At 68.2% G+C, this 17,165-nt stretch carries 15 protein-coding genes; 7 read left to right on the forward strand and 8 right to left on the reverse strand.

The window, feature by feature from the left end:
• Positions 1-57: 57 nt before the first annotated feature.
• Positions 58-3,594 (reverse strand): DNA polymerase III subunit alpha, encoded by a 3,537-nt coding sequence (gene dnaE / locus AC5Y5E_RS05785; RefSeq protein ID WP_499902032.1) that lies wholly within the window; start codon positions 3,592-3,594, stop codon positions 58-60.
• A gap of 101 nt (positions 3,595-3,695) precedes the next feature.
• Here dnaE and AC5Y5E_RS05790 point away from each other — a divergent pair, with 101 nt between their 5' ends.
• From AC5Y5E_RS05790 to AC5Y5E_RS05800, 3 genes are all read left to right on the forward strand, one after another.
• Positions 3,696-4,301: a TetR/AcrR family transcriptional regulator gene (locus AC5Y5E_RS05790; RefSeq protein ID WP_499902033.1), complete on the forward strand. Its 606-nt coding sequence runs from the start codon at positions 3,696-3,698 to the stop codon at positions 4,299-4,301.
• A gap of 127 nt (positions 4,302-4,428) precedes the next feature.
• Positions 4,429-4,875 (forward strand): MmpS family transport accessory protein, encoded by a 447-nt coding sequence (locus tag AC5Y5E_RS05795; RefSeq protein WP_499902034.1) that lies wholly within the window; start codon positions 4,429-4,431, stop codon positions 4,873-4,875.
• Positions 4,872-7,808, forward strand: coding sequence for an MMPL/RND family transporter (locus AC5Y5E_RS05800; RefSeq protein WP_499902035.1), 2,937 nt, complete (start codon positions 4,872-4,874; stop codon positions 7,806-7,808). The genes AC5Y5E_RS05795 and AC5Y5E_RS05800 overlap by 4 nt, the downstream gene beginning before the upstream one ends.
• Here AC5Y5E_RS05800 and AC5Y5E_RS05805 read toward each other — a convergent pair.
• From AC5Y5E_RS05805 to AC5Y5E_RS05815, 3 genes are all read right to left on the reverse strand, one after another.
• Positions 7,756-8,187 carry a type II toxin-antitoxin system Rv0910 family toxin gene (locus tag AC5Y5E_RS05805; RefSeq protein ID WP_499902036.1) on the reverse strand — a complete coding sequence of 144 codons (432 nt, stop codon included), beginning with the start codon at positions 8,185-8,187 and terminating at the stop codon, positions 7,756-7,758. The genes AC5Y5E_RS05800 and AC5Y5E_RS05805 overlap by 53 nt on opposite strands.
• Positions 8,188-8,344: 157 nt before the next feature.
• Positions 8,345-9,148 (reverse strand): SDR family NAD(P)-dependent oxidoreductase, encoded by an 804-nt coding sequence (locus AC5Y5E_RS05810; protein WP_499902037.1) that lies wholly within the window; start codon positions 9,146-9,148, stop codon positions 8,345-8,347.
• Between the two features lie 4 nt (positions 9,149-9,152).
• Entirely contained in the window at positions 9,153-10,172 is a 1,020-nt protein-coding gene (locus tag AC5Y5E_RS05815) for an SDR family NAD(P)-dependent oxidoreductase (protein ID WP_499902038.1), read from the reverse strand.
• Between the two features lie 197 nt (positions 10,173-10,369).
• Here AC5Y5E_RS05815 and AC5Y5E_RS05820 point away from each other — a divergent pair, with 197 nt between their 5' ends.
• Together AC5Y5E_RS05820 and AC5Y5E_RS05825 are read left to right on the forward strand one after the other, a co-directional pair.
• Complete coding sequence (locus AC5Y5E_RS05820; protein ID WP_499902039.1) at positions 10,370-10,774, forward strand: group I truncated hemoglobin; 405 nt, start codon at positions 10,370-10,372, stop codon at positions 10,772-10,774.
• Positions 10,775-10,925: 151 nt separating this feature from the next.
• Positions 10,926-11,684 (forward strand): methyltransferase domain-containing protein, encoded by a 759-nt coding sequence (locus AC5Y5E_RS05825; RefSeq protein WP_499902040.1) that lies wholly within the window; start codon positions 10,926-10,928, stop codon positions 11,682-11,684.
• Here AC5Y5E_RS05825 and AC5Y5E_RS05830 read toward each other — a convergent pair whose 3' ends face one another.
• Together AC5Y5E_RS05830 and lspA are read right to left on the reverse strand one after the other, a co-directional pair.
• Positions 11,685-12,611, reverse strand: coding sequence for an RluA family pseudouridine synthase (locus AC5Y5E_RS05830; protein ID WP_499902041.1), 927 nt, complete (start codon positions 12,609-12,611; stop codon positions 11,685-11,687).
• Complete coding sequence (lspA, locus tag AC5Y5E_RS05835; protein WP_499902042.1) at positions 12,608-13,201, reverse strand: signal peptidase II; 594 nt, start codon at positions 13,199-13,201, stop codon at positions 12,608-12,610. The genes AC5Y5E_RS05830 and lspA overlap by 4 nt, the downstream gene beginning before the upstream one ends.
• Before the next feature lie 43 nt (positions 13,202-13,244).
• Here lspA and AC5Y5E_RS05840 point away from each other — a divergent pair, with 43 nt between their 5' ends.
• Positions 13,245-14,186: an asparaginase gene (locus AC5Y5E_RS05840; RefSeq protein WP_499902043.1), complete on the forward strand. Its 942-nt coding sequence runs from the start codon at positions 13,245-13,247 to the stop codon at positions 14,184-14,186.
• Here the strand turns inward: AC5Y5E_RS05840 and AC5Y5E_RS05845 are convergent.
• The gene (locus tag AC5Y5E_RS05845; protein ID WP_499902044.1) at positions 14,151-15,554 is read right to left on the reverse strand and encodes a DNA polymerase IV; all 1,404 of its coding nucleotides are present in this window, start codon (positions 15,552-15,554) and stop codon (positions 14,151-14,153) included. The two genes, AC5Y5E_RS05840 and AC5Y5E_RS05845, sit on opposite strands and share 36 nt — an antisense overlap.
• A gap of 34 nt (positions 15,555-15,588) precedes the next feature.
• Between AC5Y5E_RS05845 and AC5Y5E_RS05850 the strand changes: the two genes are divergently transcribed.
• Positions 15,589-16,158, forward strand: a complete 570-nt coding sequence (locus AC5Y5E_RS05850) for a class I SAM-dependent methyltransferase (RefSeq protein ID WP_499902045.1) — start codon at positions 15,589-15,591, stop codon at positions 16,156-16,158.
• A 78-nt stretch (positions 16,159-16,236) separates the two neighbouring features.
• Here the strand turns inward: AC5Y5E_RS05850 and AC5Y5E_RS05855 are convergent, their stop codons facing one another.
• On the reverse strand, positions 16,237-17,076 hold the full coding sequence (locus AC5Y5E_RS05855; protein ID WP_499902046.1) for a hypothetical protein: 840 nt from the start codon (positions 17,074-17,076) through the stop codon (positions 16,237-16,239).
• Positions 17,077-17,165 lie beyond the last annotated feature (89 nt).

Genomic DNA, 17,165 nt, shown 5'->3' on the forward strand with positions numbered 1-17,165 from the left:
AGCCTCCGGAAAACCGGTTCTGCATAAAATTGAGGGAATCCAATTGTCAACCGTAACTTAGAGACCCAGGCAGCCCGGGCCCAGCAGCTCCTTGAGATCGCCCATCAGCGCCGGCGACGGCGTCACCCGCAGCGAGGCATCCAGCTCGAGCGTGGTGATCCGGTCCCCACTGATCAGTCGCAGGTGCACCTGCGACGTCCCGGGGTGGCGCGCCAGCACCTGCTTGAGCGCGCTCACCTTGTCGAAGGTGCACTGACGCGTCGGCATGCTGACCGCCAGCGGCCGGTCCGGCTGGGCGTTGGAAAAGTCCGGCACCACAAGCTCGTTGGCGATCAACGCGATCCGGTCGTCGCGAATCGCGACCTTGGCGTTGATCAACACCACCGCGTCGTCGACGATCTCGGCGCCGAAGGTGGAGTACGCGTGCGGGAAGAACATCACCTCGATGCCACCCGTGAGGTCCTCCAATTGCGCCGAGGCCCAGGGCATTCCGTTCTTGTTGACCCGCCGGTTCACCGACGCGAGGATGCCGCCAACGCGCACCTGGGTGTCGTTGGGGACGTCGCCGTCGAGGATCGCCGGGATCGCGGTGTCGACCTGCGCGGTCAGCAGGTGCGCCACCCGGTTGAGGGGGTGCCCGGACACGTACAGCCCCAGCATCTCCCGCTCGAGGGCCAGCTTGTGCTTGTCCTCCCACTCGTCGTCGGGCACCTTGATGGTGAACACGGAGTCGGTGGTGCCGGCCTCGCCGCCGCCGAAGAGGTCGAACTGCCCCATCGCCTCGGCCTTCTTGGTGCCCAGCACCGAGTCGACGGCGTCGGTGTGGACCAGGAACAGGCCCTTGCGGGCGTGGCCCAGCGAATCGAACGCGCCAGCCTTGATCAGCGACTCGGTCACCTTCTTGTTGCACGCCGAGACGTCGATCTTGTTGAGGTAGTCCGAGAAGTCGGTGAACTTGCCCTTCTCGCCGCGGGTGCTGATCAGCGAGCTCACCACGTTGGCGCCGACGTTACGCACCGCGCCCAACCCGTAGCGGATGTCGGCGCCCACCGACGCGAAGTTCAGGCCGGACTCGTTGACGTCCGGCGGCAGCACCGTGATGCCCAGCTTGCGGCAGTCGGCCAGGTAGACGGCGGCCTTGTCCTTGTCGTCGCCGACCGACGTCAGCAGGCCGGCCATGTACTCGGCGGCGTAGTTGGCCTTCAGGTAGGCGGTCCAGTAGGAGACCAGGCCGTAGCCCGCGGCGTGCGACTTGTTGAACGCGTAGTCGGCGAACGGAAGGATGGTGTCCCACAACGCCTTGATGGCGCCGGCGGAGAACCCGTTGGCCTTCATGCCGTCGGAGAAGCCCTCGAACTCCTTCTCCAGCACCTCGCGCTTCTTCTTGCCCATGGCCTTGCGCAGAATGTCGGCTCGGGCCAGCGAGTAGCTGGCCACCTTCTGCGCGATCCGCATGATCTGTTCCTGATACACGATCAGGCCGTAGGTCTCGGCGAGGATCTCGCGCAGCGGCTCCTCGAGCTCGGGGTGGATCGGCTTGATCGCCTGGCGGTTGTTCTTGCGGTCGGCGTAGTCGTTGTGGGCGTTCATGCCCATCGGGCCGGGCCGGTACAGCGCGAGCACCGCGACGATGTCCTCGAACCCGGTCGGCTGCATGCGGCGCAGCAGGTCGCGCATGGGCCCGCCGTCGAGCTGGAACACTCCGAGCGTGTCGCCGCGGCCCAGCAGCTCGTAGGTGGCCTTGTCGTCCAGCGGCACCGACTCCAGGTCGAGGTCAATTCCCTTGTTGGCCTTGATGTTCTCGATCGCGTCGCCGATGATCGTCAGGTTGCGCAGGCCCAGGAAGTCCATCTTCAGCAGGCCGATGGCCTCGCACGACGGGTAGTCCCAGCCGGTGATGATGGCCCCGTCCTGCGGGCGCTTCCACAGCGGGATCGCCTCGGTCAGCGGCTCGCTGCTCATGATCACCGCGCAGGCGTGCACGCCCGCGTTACGGATCAGGCCCTCCAGGCCGCGCGCGGTCTGGTAGATGGTGCGCACGTCCGGGTCGGTTTCGATCAGGCCGCGGACCTCGGCGGCCTCCTTGTAGCGCTCGTGGTTCGGGTCGGTGATGCCGGACAGCGGGATGTCCTTGGCCATGATCGCCGGCGGCAGCGCCTTGGTGATCCGGTCGGCGATGGCGAAGCCCGGCTGGCCGTAGTGAATGCGCGCCGAATCCTTCAGCGCCGCCTTGGTTTTGATGGTGCCGAACGTGATCACCTGGGCCACCCGGTCGGAGCCCCACTTGTCGGCGGCGTAGCGCACCATCTCGCCGCGGCGGCGGTCGTCGAAGTCGATGTCGATGTCGGGCATCGACGTGCGCTCGGGGTTGAGGAACCGCTCGAACAGCAGCCCGTGCGGGATCGGGTCGATGTCGGTGATGCCCAGCGCGTAGGCCACCAGGGATCCGGCGGCCGAGCCGCGGCCGGGCCCGACCCGGATGCCCACCGACCGCGCGTAGTTGATCAGGTCGGCGACGATCAGGAAGTACGACGGGAAGCCCTTGTCGCAGATGACCCCGATCTCGTAGGCCGCCCGCTGTGCGTAGCCGTCCGGCGGGCCCGCGGGAAACCGCCGGGCCAGCCCGGCGTCCACCTCGTGGCGCAGCCAGGACGCCTGGTCGTGCCCGTCGGGCACCGGAAAAACCGGCATCCGGTCGCGCGGCTGCCACACCTCGTCGTAGGGCTGGACGCGCTCGGCGATCAACAGCGTCGAATCGCAGGCGCCGGGCACCTCGTCGTCCCAGATCTGGCGCATCTCGGCCGCCGACTTCAGGTAATAGCCGTCGCCGTCGAATTTGAACCGGTTGGGATCCGACAGCGTCTTGCCCGTCTGCACGCACAACAGCGCCTCGTGGTTGTGGGCGGCGTCGCGGGTCACGTAGTGGCAGTCGTTCGTCGCCAACGGGGGAATCCCGAGCTTCCGGCCGATCTCGAGCAGCCCCTCGCGGACCCGGCGTTCGATGGACAGCCCGTGGTCCATCAGCTCGAGGAAGTAGTTGTCCGGCCCGACGATCTCGCGCCACTTGGCGGCCGCCTGAAGCGCCTCGCGGTCGTGTCCCAGCCGCAGCCGGGTCTGCACCTCGCCCGACGGGCAGCCGGTGGTGATGATGATGCCCTCGGCGTGTTCGGCGATCAGCTCGGCGTCCATCCGCGACCACTTGCTGAGCTGGCCCTCGAAGGAGGCGAGGGAGGACAGCTTGAACAGGTTGCGCAGGCCGGTGGCGTTCTCGGCCACCATCGTCAGGTGCGTGTAGGAGCCGCTGCCGGAGACGTCGTCGGACTTCTGGCTGGGATCTCCCCAGGTGACGCGGCGGGTGTCGAAGCGTGAGCCCGGCGCGATGTACGCCTCCACCCCGATGATGGGCTTGATCCCGGCCCTGGTCGCCTCGTTGTAGAACTCGCTGGCCCCAAACATGTTGCCGTGGTCAGTCATCCCGACGGCGGGCATCTGCAGCCGATCGACCTCGGCGAGCATCGGCGCGATCTTCGCGGCACCGTCCAGCATCGAGTACTCGGTGTGGTTGTGCAGGTGCACGAACGACGACTGGTCCATAGGGACGCCAGTGTATGACCGACCACCGACGCTTCCCCGGCGTGTCGCGTCGTGTGTCTCTTAACTCCGCCGTTTGGGCGCGGCGGATTTAAGGTGGCGCTATGACCCAGGCCGCCGACCCGTTCGCGGGGCCGCCGTGGTCGCCGCGAGAGGCCGAGCTGCTCGCGGTGACGCTGCGCCTGTTGCAGGAGCACGGGTACGACGGCCTGACGGTGGACGCCGTGGCCAGCGAGGCGCGGGCCAGCAAGGCCACGGTGTACCGGCGCTGGCCCTCGAAAGCCGAGTTGGTGCTGGCCGCCTTCATCGAGGGCATCTGCCAGATCGCGGTCCCGCCGGAATCCGGCACGTTGCGGGGCGATTTGCTGCACATCGGGGAGAAAATCTGTCAGCAGGGCCCCCAGCTCGCCAGCACCATCCGCGCGGTTCTCGTCGAAGCGTCGCGCCACCCCGCCCTCGCCGACGCCCTGCAGCACCAGTTCCTCGATCAGCGCAAGGCCCTGCTCCAGCACGTGCTGCGACAGGCCATCGACCGCGGCGAGATCCCCGAGGACGCAACCGCCGACGAGCTCTGGGACCTGTTGCCCGGATACCTGATATACCGCTCGATCATTCCAGGGCAGGCGCCCAACCGCCGCACGGTAAGAGCCCTCGTCGACGGCTTCATCATTCCCGGACTCACCCGGCACCACGGATATCAGGCAAATTGATAGATGATGCACAAAGTGCACGGTCGCGTCTCTTGTGCAGTACTGATCAGTACCGTAAGGTCATGCCCAGCGATGGCGCTCGAAGGGGCCGCGTGACCGTGGCGCCCGAGCATCGAAAGGCCGACGGATGAAGGGGATTTCGATCATGTCCCTCGTCAGACGGGGATGGATTCCACTGGTCGCGGTGCTCGTCGTCGCGCTCACGGGATTCGCCATCTACCGGCTGCACGGGATCTTCGGCTCCCACTCCAACGTCTCGGCCAACAGCGGCCTGGCCAACGAAATCGTCCCGTTCAACCCCAAGAAGGTGGTCCTCGACGTCTTCGGCGCACCGGGCGCCGTGGCGACCATCAACTACCTGGACGTCAACGCTCAACCGCAGCAAGTCAAGAACGCGCCGCTGCCCTGGTCATACACCATCACGACGACGGAGCCCGCGGTGATCGGCAACGTGGTCGCGCAGGGCACCGGGAACACCCTCGGCTGCCGGATCACCGTCAACGGTGAGGTTAAGGACGAACGCACCGTGAACCAAGTCGACGCCTACACCTTCTGCCTGGATAAGTCGGGATGAGCAATCACACAGAGAGACGGCCCCGCGTGCCGCACATCATCCGGCGGCTCTCGCTGCCGATCCTGCTGTTCTGGATCGCGCTCGCGGCCATCACCAACATCGCGGTGCCACAGCTGGAAGAGGTGGGCAAGACCCACAACGTGGCACTGAACTCCCCCGACGCGCCGTCGCTGAAGGCGATCAAGCGCATCGGCCAGAAGTTTGAGGAATTCAATACCGACAGCCAGGCCATGATCGTGCTGGAGGGCGACAAGCCGCTCGGCGCGGACGCGCACAAGTTCTACGACGCGATGATCCGCAAGCTCGAGCAGGACAAGAAGCACGTCGAGCACGTTCAGGACTTCTGGGGCGACACGTTGACCGCGGCGGGGTCGCAAAGCAACGACGGCAAGGCCGCCTACGTCCAGCTGTTCCTGGCGGGCAATCAGGGCTCGGCGTTGGCCAACGAGGGCGTCGGCGCCGTCCGCGACATCGTCGAGCACATGCAGCCCCCGCCGGGCGTCAAGGTCTACGTGACCGGCGCGGCGCCGCTCATCTCCGACCAGTTCGACGTCGGCAGCAAGGGCACCGCGAAGGTCACGGCGATCACCGTCGGGGTGATCGCGGTGATGTTGCTGTTCGTCTACCGTTCCCTCTTCACGATGCTGCTCGTGCTTTTCACTGTCCTCATCGAAATGTCCGCCGCCCGAGGGATAGTCGCGTTTCTGGGCAACGCCGGCATCATCGGATTGTCGACGTACGCGACGAACATCCTCACGCTGCTGGTGATCGCCGCCGGAACCGACTACGCGATATTTTTCGTCGGCCGCTATCAGGAGGCGCGCGGGACCGGCGAGGACCGGGAAACCGCCTACCACACCATGTACCGCGGAACGGCCCACATCGTCCTGGGCTCGGGGCTGACCGTGGCCGGCGCGGTCTTCTGTCTGAGCTTCACCCGGTTGCCCTACTTCCAAAGCCTGGGCATCCCGGCCGCTCTCGGCATCCTCGTCGCACTCACCGCCTCGCTGACCCTGGGCCCGGCGGTGCTCACCCTGGGTTCCGCCCTGGGCGTCTTCGAGCCGAAACGCGCGATGCGGACCCGCGGTTGGCGACGGATCGGCACCGCCATCGTGCGCTGGCCCGTCCCCGTGCTCACCGCCGCGTGCGCGCTGGCCCTCGTTGGCCTGCTCGCGCTGCCCGGATACAAGACGAGCTACGACACCCGGCCCTACATGCCCGCCAGCGCGCCGGCCAACATCGGTTACACCGCGGCCGAGCGGCACTTCTCGCGCGCCCGGCTCGAGCCCGAATTGCTCATGGTCGAAACGGATCACGACATGCGTGACCCGGCCGACATGCTGATCCTGGACCGGGTGGCCAAGGCGGTGTTCCACGTCCCCGGCGTCGCGCAGGTGCAGACCATCACCAGGCCGCTGGGGACCCCGCTCGTCCACAGCTCGCTCGCTTTCGTGATCAGCAATCAGAGCGCCGCCCAACAGGAAAACCTGTCGTACCAACGGGATCGAGCGAATGACCTGCTGACGCAGGCCGGCGAGCTGGCGAAGACGATCAACATCCTCAAGGAGCAATACACCCTTCAGCAACAGCTTGCCGCCGCCACCCACAGCGAGACTCAGAGCTTTCACGACACGGTCGACACGATCCGGGACCTGCGCGACAAGATCGCGAACTTCGACGACTTCTTCCGCCCGATTCGCAGCTATTTCTATTGGGAGAGACACTGCTTCGACATCCCCGCCTGCTGGGCGATCCGCTCGGTCCTGGACGCGCTCGACGGCGTCGACCAGCTCACGGAGAAGTTCGAGAACCTCACGGCCACTTTGGACAAGCTCGATGCGCTGCAGCCGAAACTGGTGGCATTGATACCGCCCCAGATCGACAGCCAGGAGACCAACCGCCAACTGGCGCTGGCGAGCCACGCCACCCAGGCCGGCATCAACGCCCAGACGCAGGACGCGATCGACAACGCGACGGCGCTGGGGCAGGCCTTCGACACGGCGAAGAACGACGACAGCTTCTACCTGCCCCCCGAGGTGTTCAAGAACCCCGACTTCAAGCGGGGGCTGAAGCTGTTCCTCTCCCCCGACGGCAAGGCGGCCCGGATGATCGTCACCCATGACGGCGATCCGGCTACGCCGCAAGGCATCTCGCACATCGACCCGATCGTCAACGCCGCGCACGAGGCGCTGAAGGGCACGCCGATGGCCGACGCCAAAATCTATGTCGGCGGCACGGCGGCGACATACAAGGATATCCAGGACGGCGCCAAGTACGACTTGTTCATCGTGGGATTCGCCGCCCTGGCCCTCATCCTGCTGATCATGATGATCATCACGCGCAGCCTGGTCGCGGCACTGGTAATCGTTGGGACGGTGGCCCTTTCGCTGGGCGCCTCGTTCGGACTGTCGGTGCTGGTGTGGCAGTACCTGTTCGGCATCAAGCTGTACTGGGTCGTGCTCGCACTGGCCATCATCCTGCTGCTGGCCGTGGGATCGGACTACAACCTGCTGTTGATCTCCCGATTCAAGGAAGAAATCCCCGCCGGCATAAAGACCGGCATCATCCGCTCGATGGCCGGCACCGGCTCGGTGGTCACCTCCGCCGGGCTGGTCTTCGCGATCACCATGTGCGCGTTCGTGTTCAGCGGTTTCCAAGTGCTCGGCCAGATCGGGACCACGATCGGACTGGGGCTGTTGTTCGACACACTGATCGTGCGTTCCTTCATGACGCCTTCCGTCGCAACGCTTCTCGGGCGCTGGTTCTGGTGGCCCCTACGGGTGCGCCCACGCCCGGCCAGCACGATGCTGCAGCCCTACGGGTCGCGCGCCTCGGTGCGTCAGCTGCTGCTGTGGGAGGACGACGACACCGCGGTGATGCCTAGCCGTACCGCTCGACAAACTGCTTCAGCGACTTCTCCACGTCTCCCCTGACGGCGCGCGCCGCGGCCGAGCCCACCGGGCCGAACAACGCGCGCCCGCCCAGCTCGAGACGCAGGCCCAGCGTCGACCCGCCGCCGGCCGCCCGCACGGAGAGCGTGACGGCGTACTTCGCTCCGCCCTTGCCCGCTCCCGACATCGCCACCTCGTGCGGCGGATCCCACTTGGTCACCGTCCACGTCACCCTGTTGCGCAGACCCTTGGAACGCGCCACGCCGACGATTTGAGTTCCCTCGGTGATCTCGTCGGGCAGCTCGCTGCGCCACGCCTCGTGCATCACCAGCCATTCGCCCAATTCCGAGAGGTCCGAAACGTGATCCCACATCTCATACGGGGTCATCGGCATGTCGGCGGTCATCTCTACGGCGGCCATGGTTCAAACGTAGCCGTCGACCAGTGTGCGCCCACGGCTGTGAGTGTGAACTCAGGGCTTTTCGAGTGAGCTCAGGGCGCGGAACGGGCGATTTTTCCGCCGTGGACGCACAGTCAACGCCGTGGATTCACACTCAACGCCCGCGCAGACAAAGCCGCTAGTGACTGGGCCCGCCCCGGAATCGGTTGCCGATCCGGAGTCCGGGCAGCAGCAAGGTGCGCGGCACGAACCTGCCGCCGGTGCTGACGACCTTTGGCACGATGCCCGGCACCACGCTGCGCTTGCCGGCGAGCATCCCGCCGATGGCCGCCTCGGCGACGTCGCGCGGCGAGACCTGCGCCACCGGGATGCTGAACCGCTCGGCGTTGGCGATCTCGGCCCACTCGGTGGGCACCGGACCCGGACACAGCACGGTGACCGACACCCCCGTTCCGTGCAGTTCCTCGTGGATGGCCTCGGAGAAGGTCTGCACGAAGGCCTTGGTGGCCGAATACACCGCCATGTACGGCAACGGCTGGAAGCCGGCGATCGAGGCGATGTTCATCACGGCGCCGGCGCCGCGCTCGACCATGCCCGGCAGGACGGCGTGGGTGAGTTCCATCAAGGCGAGCGCGTTGAGGGTGATCTCTTCGCTTTCGCGTTCCAGCGGCAGCTCGTGAAAGACCCCGCTGGTGCCGAAACCGGCGCTGTTGCACAGGCCGGCGATCGGCTCGTTGCGCAGCCGGTCCGCGAGCTTGCCGCGGCCCTTGGCGTCGCTGAGGTCCAGCGGCAGGACCTCGACGGCCACCGAGTACTCCTGGCCCACCTCGTTGGCGAGGTCGTCCAGGCGGTCGCGGCGCCGCGCCACCAGCAATAGCGGGAAGCCGCGGCGGGCCAGGCCGCGGGCCAGTTCGGCGCCGATGCCGGAGGAGGCGCCGGTGATGACGACGGTGGTGTCGGTGTCGGGTTTCGGAAGACTCATGGTGTCACCAATGTATCCCTCGGGTCGCGCGGACAAACGTCTCGCTCCGCTTGTCGAAATGCTCTGCCTCACTGGATGATTCGCCGCCCCTGGCCGCGTCGGAGTCTTTGAACATGGCGAACGCGCGGTTGCGCACTCGGTCCATCACCGCCGGGTTGACGGCGTCGGCGACGGCGGCGAATTGCCCGAACGGCGAGCTCGCCCGCCGGGGTCGGTGCACGATCGCGTCGGCGATCACGCCAGCCGCCTGGTCCGGCGTCAGCGCCGGGAACTTGTCGTACATGGTGGTCGGGCTGATCATCGGCGTGCGCACCAGCGCCATGTGCACGGTGGTGAACTTGACGTCGTCGTTGACCACTTCGGCCTGCAGTGCGTCGCACAGGCTGTCGAGGGCGGCCTTGCTGGCGATGTAGGCGCCGAAGCGCGGCGCGCGGGTCTGCACGCCGACCGAGGAGACGTTGATGATCTGGCCGAAGCCGCGCTCGCGCATGCCGGGGATGAACTTGAGGATGAGCTGGACCGCGCCGAGGTAGTTCAGTTGCATGGTCCGCTGGTAGTCGTGGATGCGGTCGTAGGACAGCTTCAGCGAGCGCCGAATCGATCGCCCCGCGTTGTTGATGAGGATGTCGACCCCGCCGAGGTCGTCGAGCACCTGATCGGCCATCGCGGCGATGGCGTCCATGTCGGTCAGGTCGCACGGGTACACGTGGGCGGTGCCGCCATTGCCCTCGATCTCCGAGGCGACCTTCTCGAGGTTCTCCCGGGTTCGGGCCACCAGCACCACCACGCCGCCCGCCTCCGCGATCCTCTTGGCGGCGGCCGCGCCGATGCCCGACGACCCGCCGGTGATGAGGACGGTGCAGCCCTCCACGGCGTCGCTGAGCGTACGGCCCTGCACCACGTCCAGCAGATTCCGCAGGTAGAACGGTCGATATCGCCCGGTCGAGTTGGGGGTGTTGATGATGTTGGAGACCGCCGCGAAGGGCTTTTCCACCAAGTGGGTCAAGTCACCAAGCAGATTCATCGGCGCTCGCTCCTGAGGGGCAATGTGACGTGGATCATAAATCCAACCTAGGGCATTAACCGACCGCGAGCGGCAGATTCGCTCACACAGCTGCCCAAATCGTGACCATTAGAGAGCAATCGGCTTGTTACACAGGGTAATCCGGGTGTGATCGTGGACTAACTGACGGGCAACGCTCAAATGTTCCAATCGGCGTTATGAAAATGCTGGCGCACTTCCGCAAACCGGAGCCGCACACGATCTACGACCGGATCGGCGGACGCGAGGCCATCGAAGTCGTCGTCGAGGACTTCTACGTTCGCGTGCTTGCCGACAGCCAACTGGCGGGCTTTTTCACCGGGACCAACATGAACCGCCTCAAGGGCAAACAGGCCGAGTTCTTTGCCGCCGCACTGGGCGGCCCCGAGCCGTACACCGGGGCGCCGATGAAACAGGTGCATCAGGGCCGCGGCATCACGATGCACCACTTCAGCCTGGTCGCCGGGCACTTGGCCGACGCGCTCGCCGCGGCGGGGGTCTCCGCCGCGACGGTGACCGAAATCCTCGGCGCCATCGCGCCGCTGGCCCCCGAGATCACGTCACCGGAAACCACGAAGGTCTAAGCGCGGCGCTCACCCGCGACCGATGCGGGCCGAGATTGCCGTGACGGCTGCGATCGGGCGCCAATCACGACCACGGCGGCAATTTCGGTGATTGCTCGCATGACGATTGAGGCGATGGCACCCGATCGACGCGTCGGTGAGAATGCAATGCATGCCCCGCACATTCGAAGATCTGGTGGCCGAAGCCGACTCGGTCAACGTTGACGGCTGGGACTTCTCCTGGCTCGACGGCCGCGCGACGGAGGAACGGCCCTCCTGGGGCTTCCAGCGGCTGCTGAGCGGCCGCCTGGCGACGGTGTCGGCCGCGCTGGACATCCACACCGGAGGGGGCGAGGTGTTGGCGGGGGCGGGCCCATTCCCGCCCACCATGGCGGCGATCGAGACCTGGCCGCCGAACGCGGCCCTGGCGACCAAACGCCTGCATCCGCTGGGCGTGGTGCTGGTGGCGACCCGCGACGAGCCGCCGCTACCCTTCGCCGACGAAGCGTTCGACCTGGTGACCACCCGCCACCCGATCTCGGTGTGGTGGAACGAGATCCTGCGGGTGCTCCGGCCAGGCGGCAGCTACTTCGCGCAGCACATCGGGCCCGCCACCATGGGTGAGCTGGTCGAGTACTTCATCGGGCCGCAGCCCGAGAAATGGGCCGAGTTCCACCCGGACGCCGTGCGCGCGCAGGTGCGGGCCGCGGGCCTGGAGGTGGTCGAGTTGCGCATGGAAAAACTGCACGCCGAGTTCTTCGACATCGGCGCCGTCGTCTACTTCCTGCGCAAGGTGGTGTGGACGGTGCCGGACTTCACTGTCGAGCGCTACCGCGACCGGCTGCGCGAACTGCACGAGCGGATCGAGGCCGACGGGCCCTTCGTCGCGCACCCGACGCGGGTGCTCGTGGACGTCCGCAAGCCCGGCTGATCAGCCCTCGTCGCGCAGCACGTCCAGCGCGTGCTGCAGATCGGGCGGGTAGGGGCTGACGATCTCGATCCGCCGGCCGTCCGCCGGGTGGGCGAAAGCCAGCGAGCGTGCGTGCAGCCATTGCCGTTCCAGCCCAAGCCTTTTCGCGAGTTTCGGGTCGGCGCCGTAGACGAGGTCGCCGCAGCACGGGTGGTGCAGGGCGGAGAAATGCACCCGGATCTGGTGGGTGCGTCCGGTCTCCAGGTGCACGTCGAGCAGGCTGGCGGCGACGTGGGCTTCCAGGGTGTCGTAGTGGGTGAGGCTGTGCCGGCCGTCCTTGGTGACCGCGAACTTCCACTCGCCGCCGCGGTGCCGCCCGATCGGCGCGTCGATCGTCCCGCTGGACGGATCCGGATGCCCCTGCACCAGCGCGTGGTAACGCTTGTCGACGGTGCGCTGCTTGAACGCCCGCTTGAGCACCGTGTAGGCGCGCTCGGAAAGCGCCACCACCATCACCCCGGAGGTGCCGACGTCGAGGCGATGCACGATGCCCTGGCGCTCCGGCACGCCGGATGTGGTGATCCGGTAACCGGCCGCGGCCAGGCCACCGAGCACCGTGGGTCCGGACCACCCGACCGACGCGTGCGCGGCCACCGCCGCAGGTTTGTCGACCGCGACGATGTCGTCGTCGGAGTACAGGATGGTCATGCCCTCGATGTCGACGGGCGTGTTTTCCACCGGCGCCGGCGCGCCGGGCAGGCGCACGTGCAGCCAGGCGCCGCCCGTCAGGCGGTCGGACTTGCCCGCTTGCACCCCGTCCAATTCCACGCCGCCGTCCTCGGCCAGCGCGGCCGCCGCGGTCCGCGACAGCCCCAGCAGCCGCGACAGCCCGGCGTCGACGCGCATGCCCGCCAGTCCCTCCGGGACGGGCATCGAACGCTCGGTCATCGGTGCTGATCGGCCTGGCGCCGGGCGACGGCCTCCCCGTTGGCCTTTCGGCGGCCCACGGCGTCGAAGTCGTATCCGAAGACCGACAGCACCACCAGCAGGATGGCCCCGCCGACCACCGACGGGTCGGCGACGTTGAACACCGGCCACCAGCCGACCGACAGGAAGTCCACCACATGGCCGCGCAGCGGGCCGGGTGACCGGAAGAACCGATCGACCAGGTTGCCCATCGCGCCGCCGAGGATCATGCCGAGCCCGACCGCCCACCACGGCGACACCAGCCGCCGCCCCATCCAGAAGATGCCGGCCACCACGCCGGTCGCGATCAGCGTCAGGACCCAGGTGTATCCGGTCGCCATCGAGAACGCCGCGCCCGAATTGCGCACCAAGGTCCACGTCACGGTGTCACCGATGATCGACACCGGCTGGCCGGGGGGCAGCAGCCTGACGGCGAGCACCTTGGTCACGATGTCGAGGGTCAGCACCACCGCCGCGACTGACAGCAGCAGGCGCAGCCGCCTCGGCGGCCTGGCGGGTGCGGGTTCGGGTTCGGCCACCTCCCGGGCCGGTCCTGAGGGTTCGTCGGACACGTCACCATCATCCCCTAACCCGAAGGTGCGCGATGATGCCACCGTGGCTTATTCGAAGAGCCGGCTCACCGTGATCGCCACCGGAGGCACGATATCGACGGGCAAAGGCGCCGACGGGGTGCGCCGACCGGCCTATAGCGGCGCCGATCTCACCTCGGGGCTGGACGTCGACGTCGTCGACCTGCTGGCCCTCGACAGCTCCGAGCTGACGCCGGCCGATTGGGACCGCATCCGGGCCGCCGTGCGCGCGGCGATCGACGGCGGGGCCGACGGCGTGGTCGTCACCCACGGCACCGACACCATGGAAGAGAGCGCCCTGTGGCTGGACCTCACCCACGCGGGGGACGTCCCGGTCGTGCTCACCGGCGCCATGCGCAGCGCCGACGCCCCCGACGCCGACGGGCCGGCCAATCTGCGCGACGCGCTGGCGGTCGCGGCCAGCCCGGCCGCCCGCGGCCTGGGGGTTCTGGTGTGCTTCGCCGGCCGGGTGCTGCAGCCGCTGGGCATGCACAAGGTGGCCACCGAGGACCTGAGCGGCTTCGCCGGCGAACTGGTCGGCAGGGTGGACAGCGGCGACGTGACCCTGACCGGCCCCAAGACCCGCCCGTATCTCGGTGATCTCGGCGCCGCGGCCGCCCCCCGCGTCGACATCGTCGCGGCATACCTGGGGAGTGACTCGGTGGCGCTGGACGCCTGCGTGGCCGCCGGCGCGCGGGGCGTGGTGCTGGAGGCGCTGGGTTCGGGCAACGCCGGTCCGGCGGTCGTCGACGGGGTGCGCCAGCATTGCCGAGACGGCGTGGTCGTCGCGGTGTCGACCCGGGTCCCGGGCGGGCGGGTCGGCGCGAGTTACGGTCCCGGCCACGACATGGCCGCCGCCGGCGCGGTGATGGTGCCGCGGCTGCGGCCGCCGCAGGCGCGGGTGCTGACGATGGCCGCGCTGGCCGCCGGGCTACCCGTCGCCGACGTCGTCGACCGCTGGGGTTAGCAGCGCGTCGGCCTGCAGGCCACCGAGATAGTCGGGCCAGTCCAGGGAGTCGACCGGGTTGGCGCCGGTGAGGTCGTCGGTGTCGGCGGGAAACGTGCGCGCCTGACCCGGGCCGGAGCCGCGGGTCTCGAAGCGCACCGTCACCACACCGTGGCCGGCGCCCTGCACCCAGCCGTGTCCCAGTTCGCGGTGTGTCACGTCGTCACCGATCCGCCACGGCGCGGCCTCCTCGGGCGCCGGCGCGAACATCGCCTCGGTCGCGGTCTCGATGTGCTGCGGGTCGGACGTCTCCCCCGACAACTCGAGGTCGGGGAACAGCGACTCCTGGCGGACGTCGCTCAACCCCGAAAACCCCACCCCGAGAAGGCGAATCGGCCCGATTTCGCGTGGGTCGAGCAGCAGCCGGCGGGCGACCGCGGTGAGCGCGCCGGCCTCGGTGGTCGCATAGGGCAACGTCGCCGAGCGGGTCAGCGTGCTCATGTCGGACTTCTTCAGCTTCACCGTGACGGTGCGCGCGCCGCGGCCGTCACGCAGCAGGCGCTGGTGCGCGTGCTCGGCGATGGGATCGATCGCGTCGCGCAGTTGCTCGAGGCTGGTCAGGTCGGTGGCGAAGGTCGACTCGGCGCTGATCTGCTTGGCCACCGCGCGCTCGGCTACGGGCCGGTCGTCGATGCCGCGGGCGAGGCGGTGCAGCGCCGGCCCGACCGTCGCGCCCAGGATGTTGGCTACCTCGGCGTCGGTGAGCGCGGCCAACTCTCCGACGGTCTCGATGCCGAGCCGGTTCAGCTTCTCCTCGGCGACCGGGCCGATCCCCCACAGCCGCCGCACCGGCAGCCCGCCCAGCAGCGCCTGCTCCTCGGCGCGCCGAACCACCCGCACCCCATCCGGTTTGGCCAGTCCGGACGCGATCTTCGCGATCTGCTTGCCCGAGCCCGCACCGACCGACGCGACCAGGCCGGTCTCGTCGCGAATGCGCCGCCGCAACTGCTCGCAGAACGCCTCGACGTCCTCGGCAGGCGCCCCGGCGAGCCGCGGCGGCTCGCCGAAACCCTCGTCGACGGACAGCTGCTCGACGACCGGTACCAGGCTGCGCACGGTGTCGAAGACGCGGCGGCTGGCCACCCCGTAGACCACACCGCGCGGCGGCAGCACCACCGCGGTCACTCCGATCAGCCGGCGCGCCTGATGCATCGGCATGGCCGACCGGGCGCCGAACACGCGGGCCTCGTAGCTGGCACCGGCCACGACGCCCCGCCCACCCAGGCCGCCGACCAGCACCGGCCGCCCCCGCAGGGTCGGTCGGGTGAGTTGTTCGACGGAGGCGAAAAACGCGTCCATGTCCAGGTGCAGCACCCACCGGGACTCCACACCTGCAAATGCTATTGGTCTACCGTCGTTGGGTATGGCAATGAACCTCGCGCACCGACGGATTTGCAGCTCGGATCGCTGGGCAAAGCAGGTGGAAGACGAGCTGCTGCCATGGGCTCTTGCCGATGTGGACCTTGGCGACAACACCCTCGAGATCGGGCCCGGTTACGGCGCGATTCTGCGAGTGCTCGTTGACAAGACGCCGAAACTGACCTCGGTGGAGATCGACGCCCCGATGGCGCAGCGTCTGCAGCGGCTCTACGGCGATCGCGCGCGCGTCATCAACGGCGACGGCACCAATACCGGGTTGCCCGACAACGAGTTCAGCTCGGTGGTGTCGTTCACGATGCTGCATCACGTCCCGACCGCCGAGCTGCAGGACCGGCTGTTCGCCGAGGCGTTCCGGGTGCTTCGACCCGGCGGCGTCTTCGCCGGCAGCGACAGCGTGACCTCGCTGCGATTCCGCCTCCTGCACTTCCGCGACACCTGCAACACGGTGTCACCGGAAACCTTGCCGGATCGCCTGCGGGCAGCGGGTTTTCGCGATGTGGAGGTCGAGGTTCGCGGCGGCCGGCAGCGCTGGCGGGCGGTCAAGGCCGCCTAGCCGCGAGAAGGCAACTGCCGACCATCCCTCTCGGGAAACGTGTCGGCAGTTGCACTTTCGCGGTTCGAGCGGGCCGGCTCACTTCTTGCCGGGGATCACCTGCGGGTGGATCGGCTGCTGCTGGATCGGCTGCGGGTGGACGGGCTGCTGCTGAATCGGCTGCGGGTGGATGGGCTGCTGCTGGATCGGATGCTGCTGGCATGCAAGGCACTCGATCGGACCGTGGCCGCCGCCCTGCTTCGGGCCGCCACCTTGCTGCTGGCCGCCACCCTGTTGCTGGCCACCGCCCTGCTGCTGGCCGCCATCGTGGTCCGACGGCACTGGCACCGGGATGGGCACGGGCACGACCACCGGCGGGATGTTCACCGTCACGTTCGGCGGCGGCGGGGAGTCGGGGTCGGCCGGGGCGGCGGGCGGGATACCCGGGTCGGCAGGGGGCGCTGCGACGACCGGCGCGGGCGCGGTCCACACCGGCGCTCCCCCACCGTTCACGGGTCCGCTCGGCAATTGCGCGGCGTCGGGAGGCGTCGCGATGGACGGCGGCGCCGGCGCCACGGGCGGCGGCGCGACCGCGCCGGCCGACTGCGGTGTCACCGAACTGACGCTGGAGTTCGGAACGACGACGGCCGGCTTATCCTGCTTCGAACTCGTCGAGTCGATGAGCATCATGCCGAGCCCGCCGACCACTCCGAGCCCGGCGATCACCGCCGCGGCCACCAGGACGGTCGTTGCCCGCGAGCGCGGCTGCTCGGTCACGGTCGTGGCGGGAAAGTCCTCAAATTTTGCGGGCTCCGAGAGGGATCCGTCCTCGACCGCCGGGTCACCCAGCGGGCTCGACGCCCACGCCTCGGCGACCGTCAGGTCCTCGTGCGGGATCGCGGCGAAAGTAGTGGACTGGAAGTCTTCGATGGTGCTCATGGTGTTCCTTAACTGTGGTCGCGGCCCCCGTTGGACCGCCGTCACAGGTAGGAGCAGCGAGCCCCGTCACCTCGGACACTTTTTTGAAA

This window comes from Mycobacterium sp. NGS54, assembly GCF_059812465.1.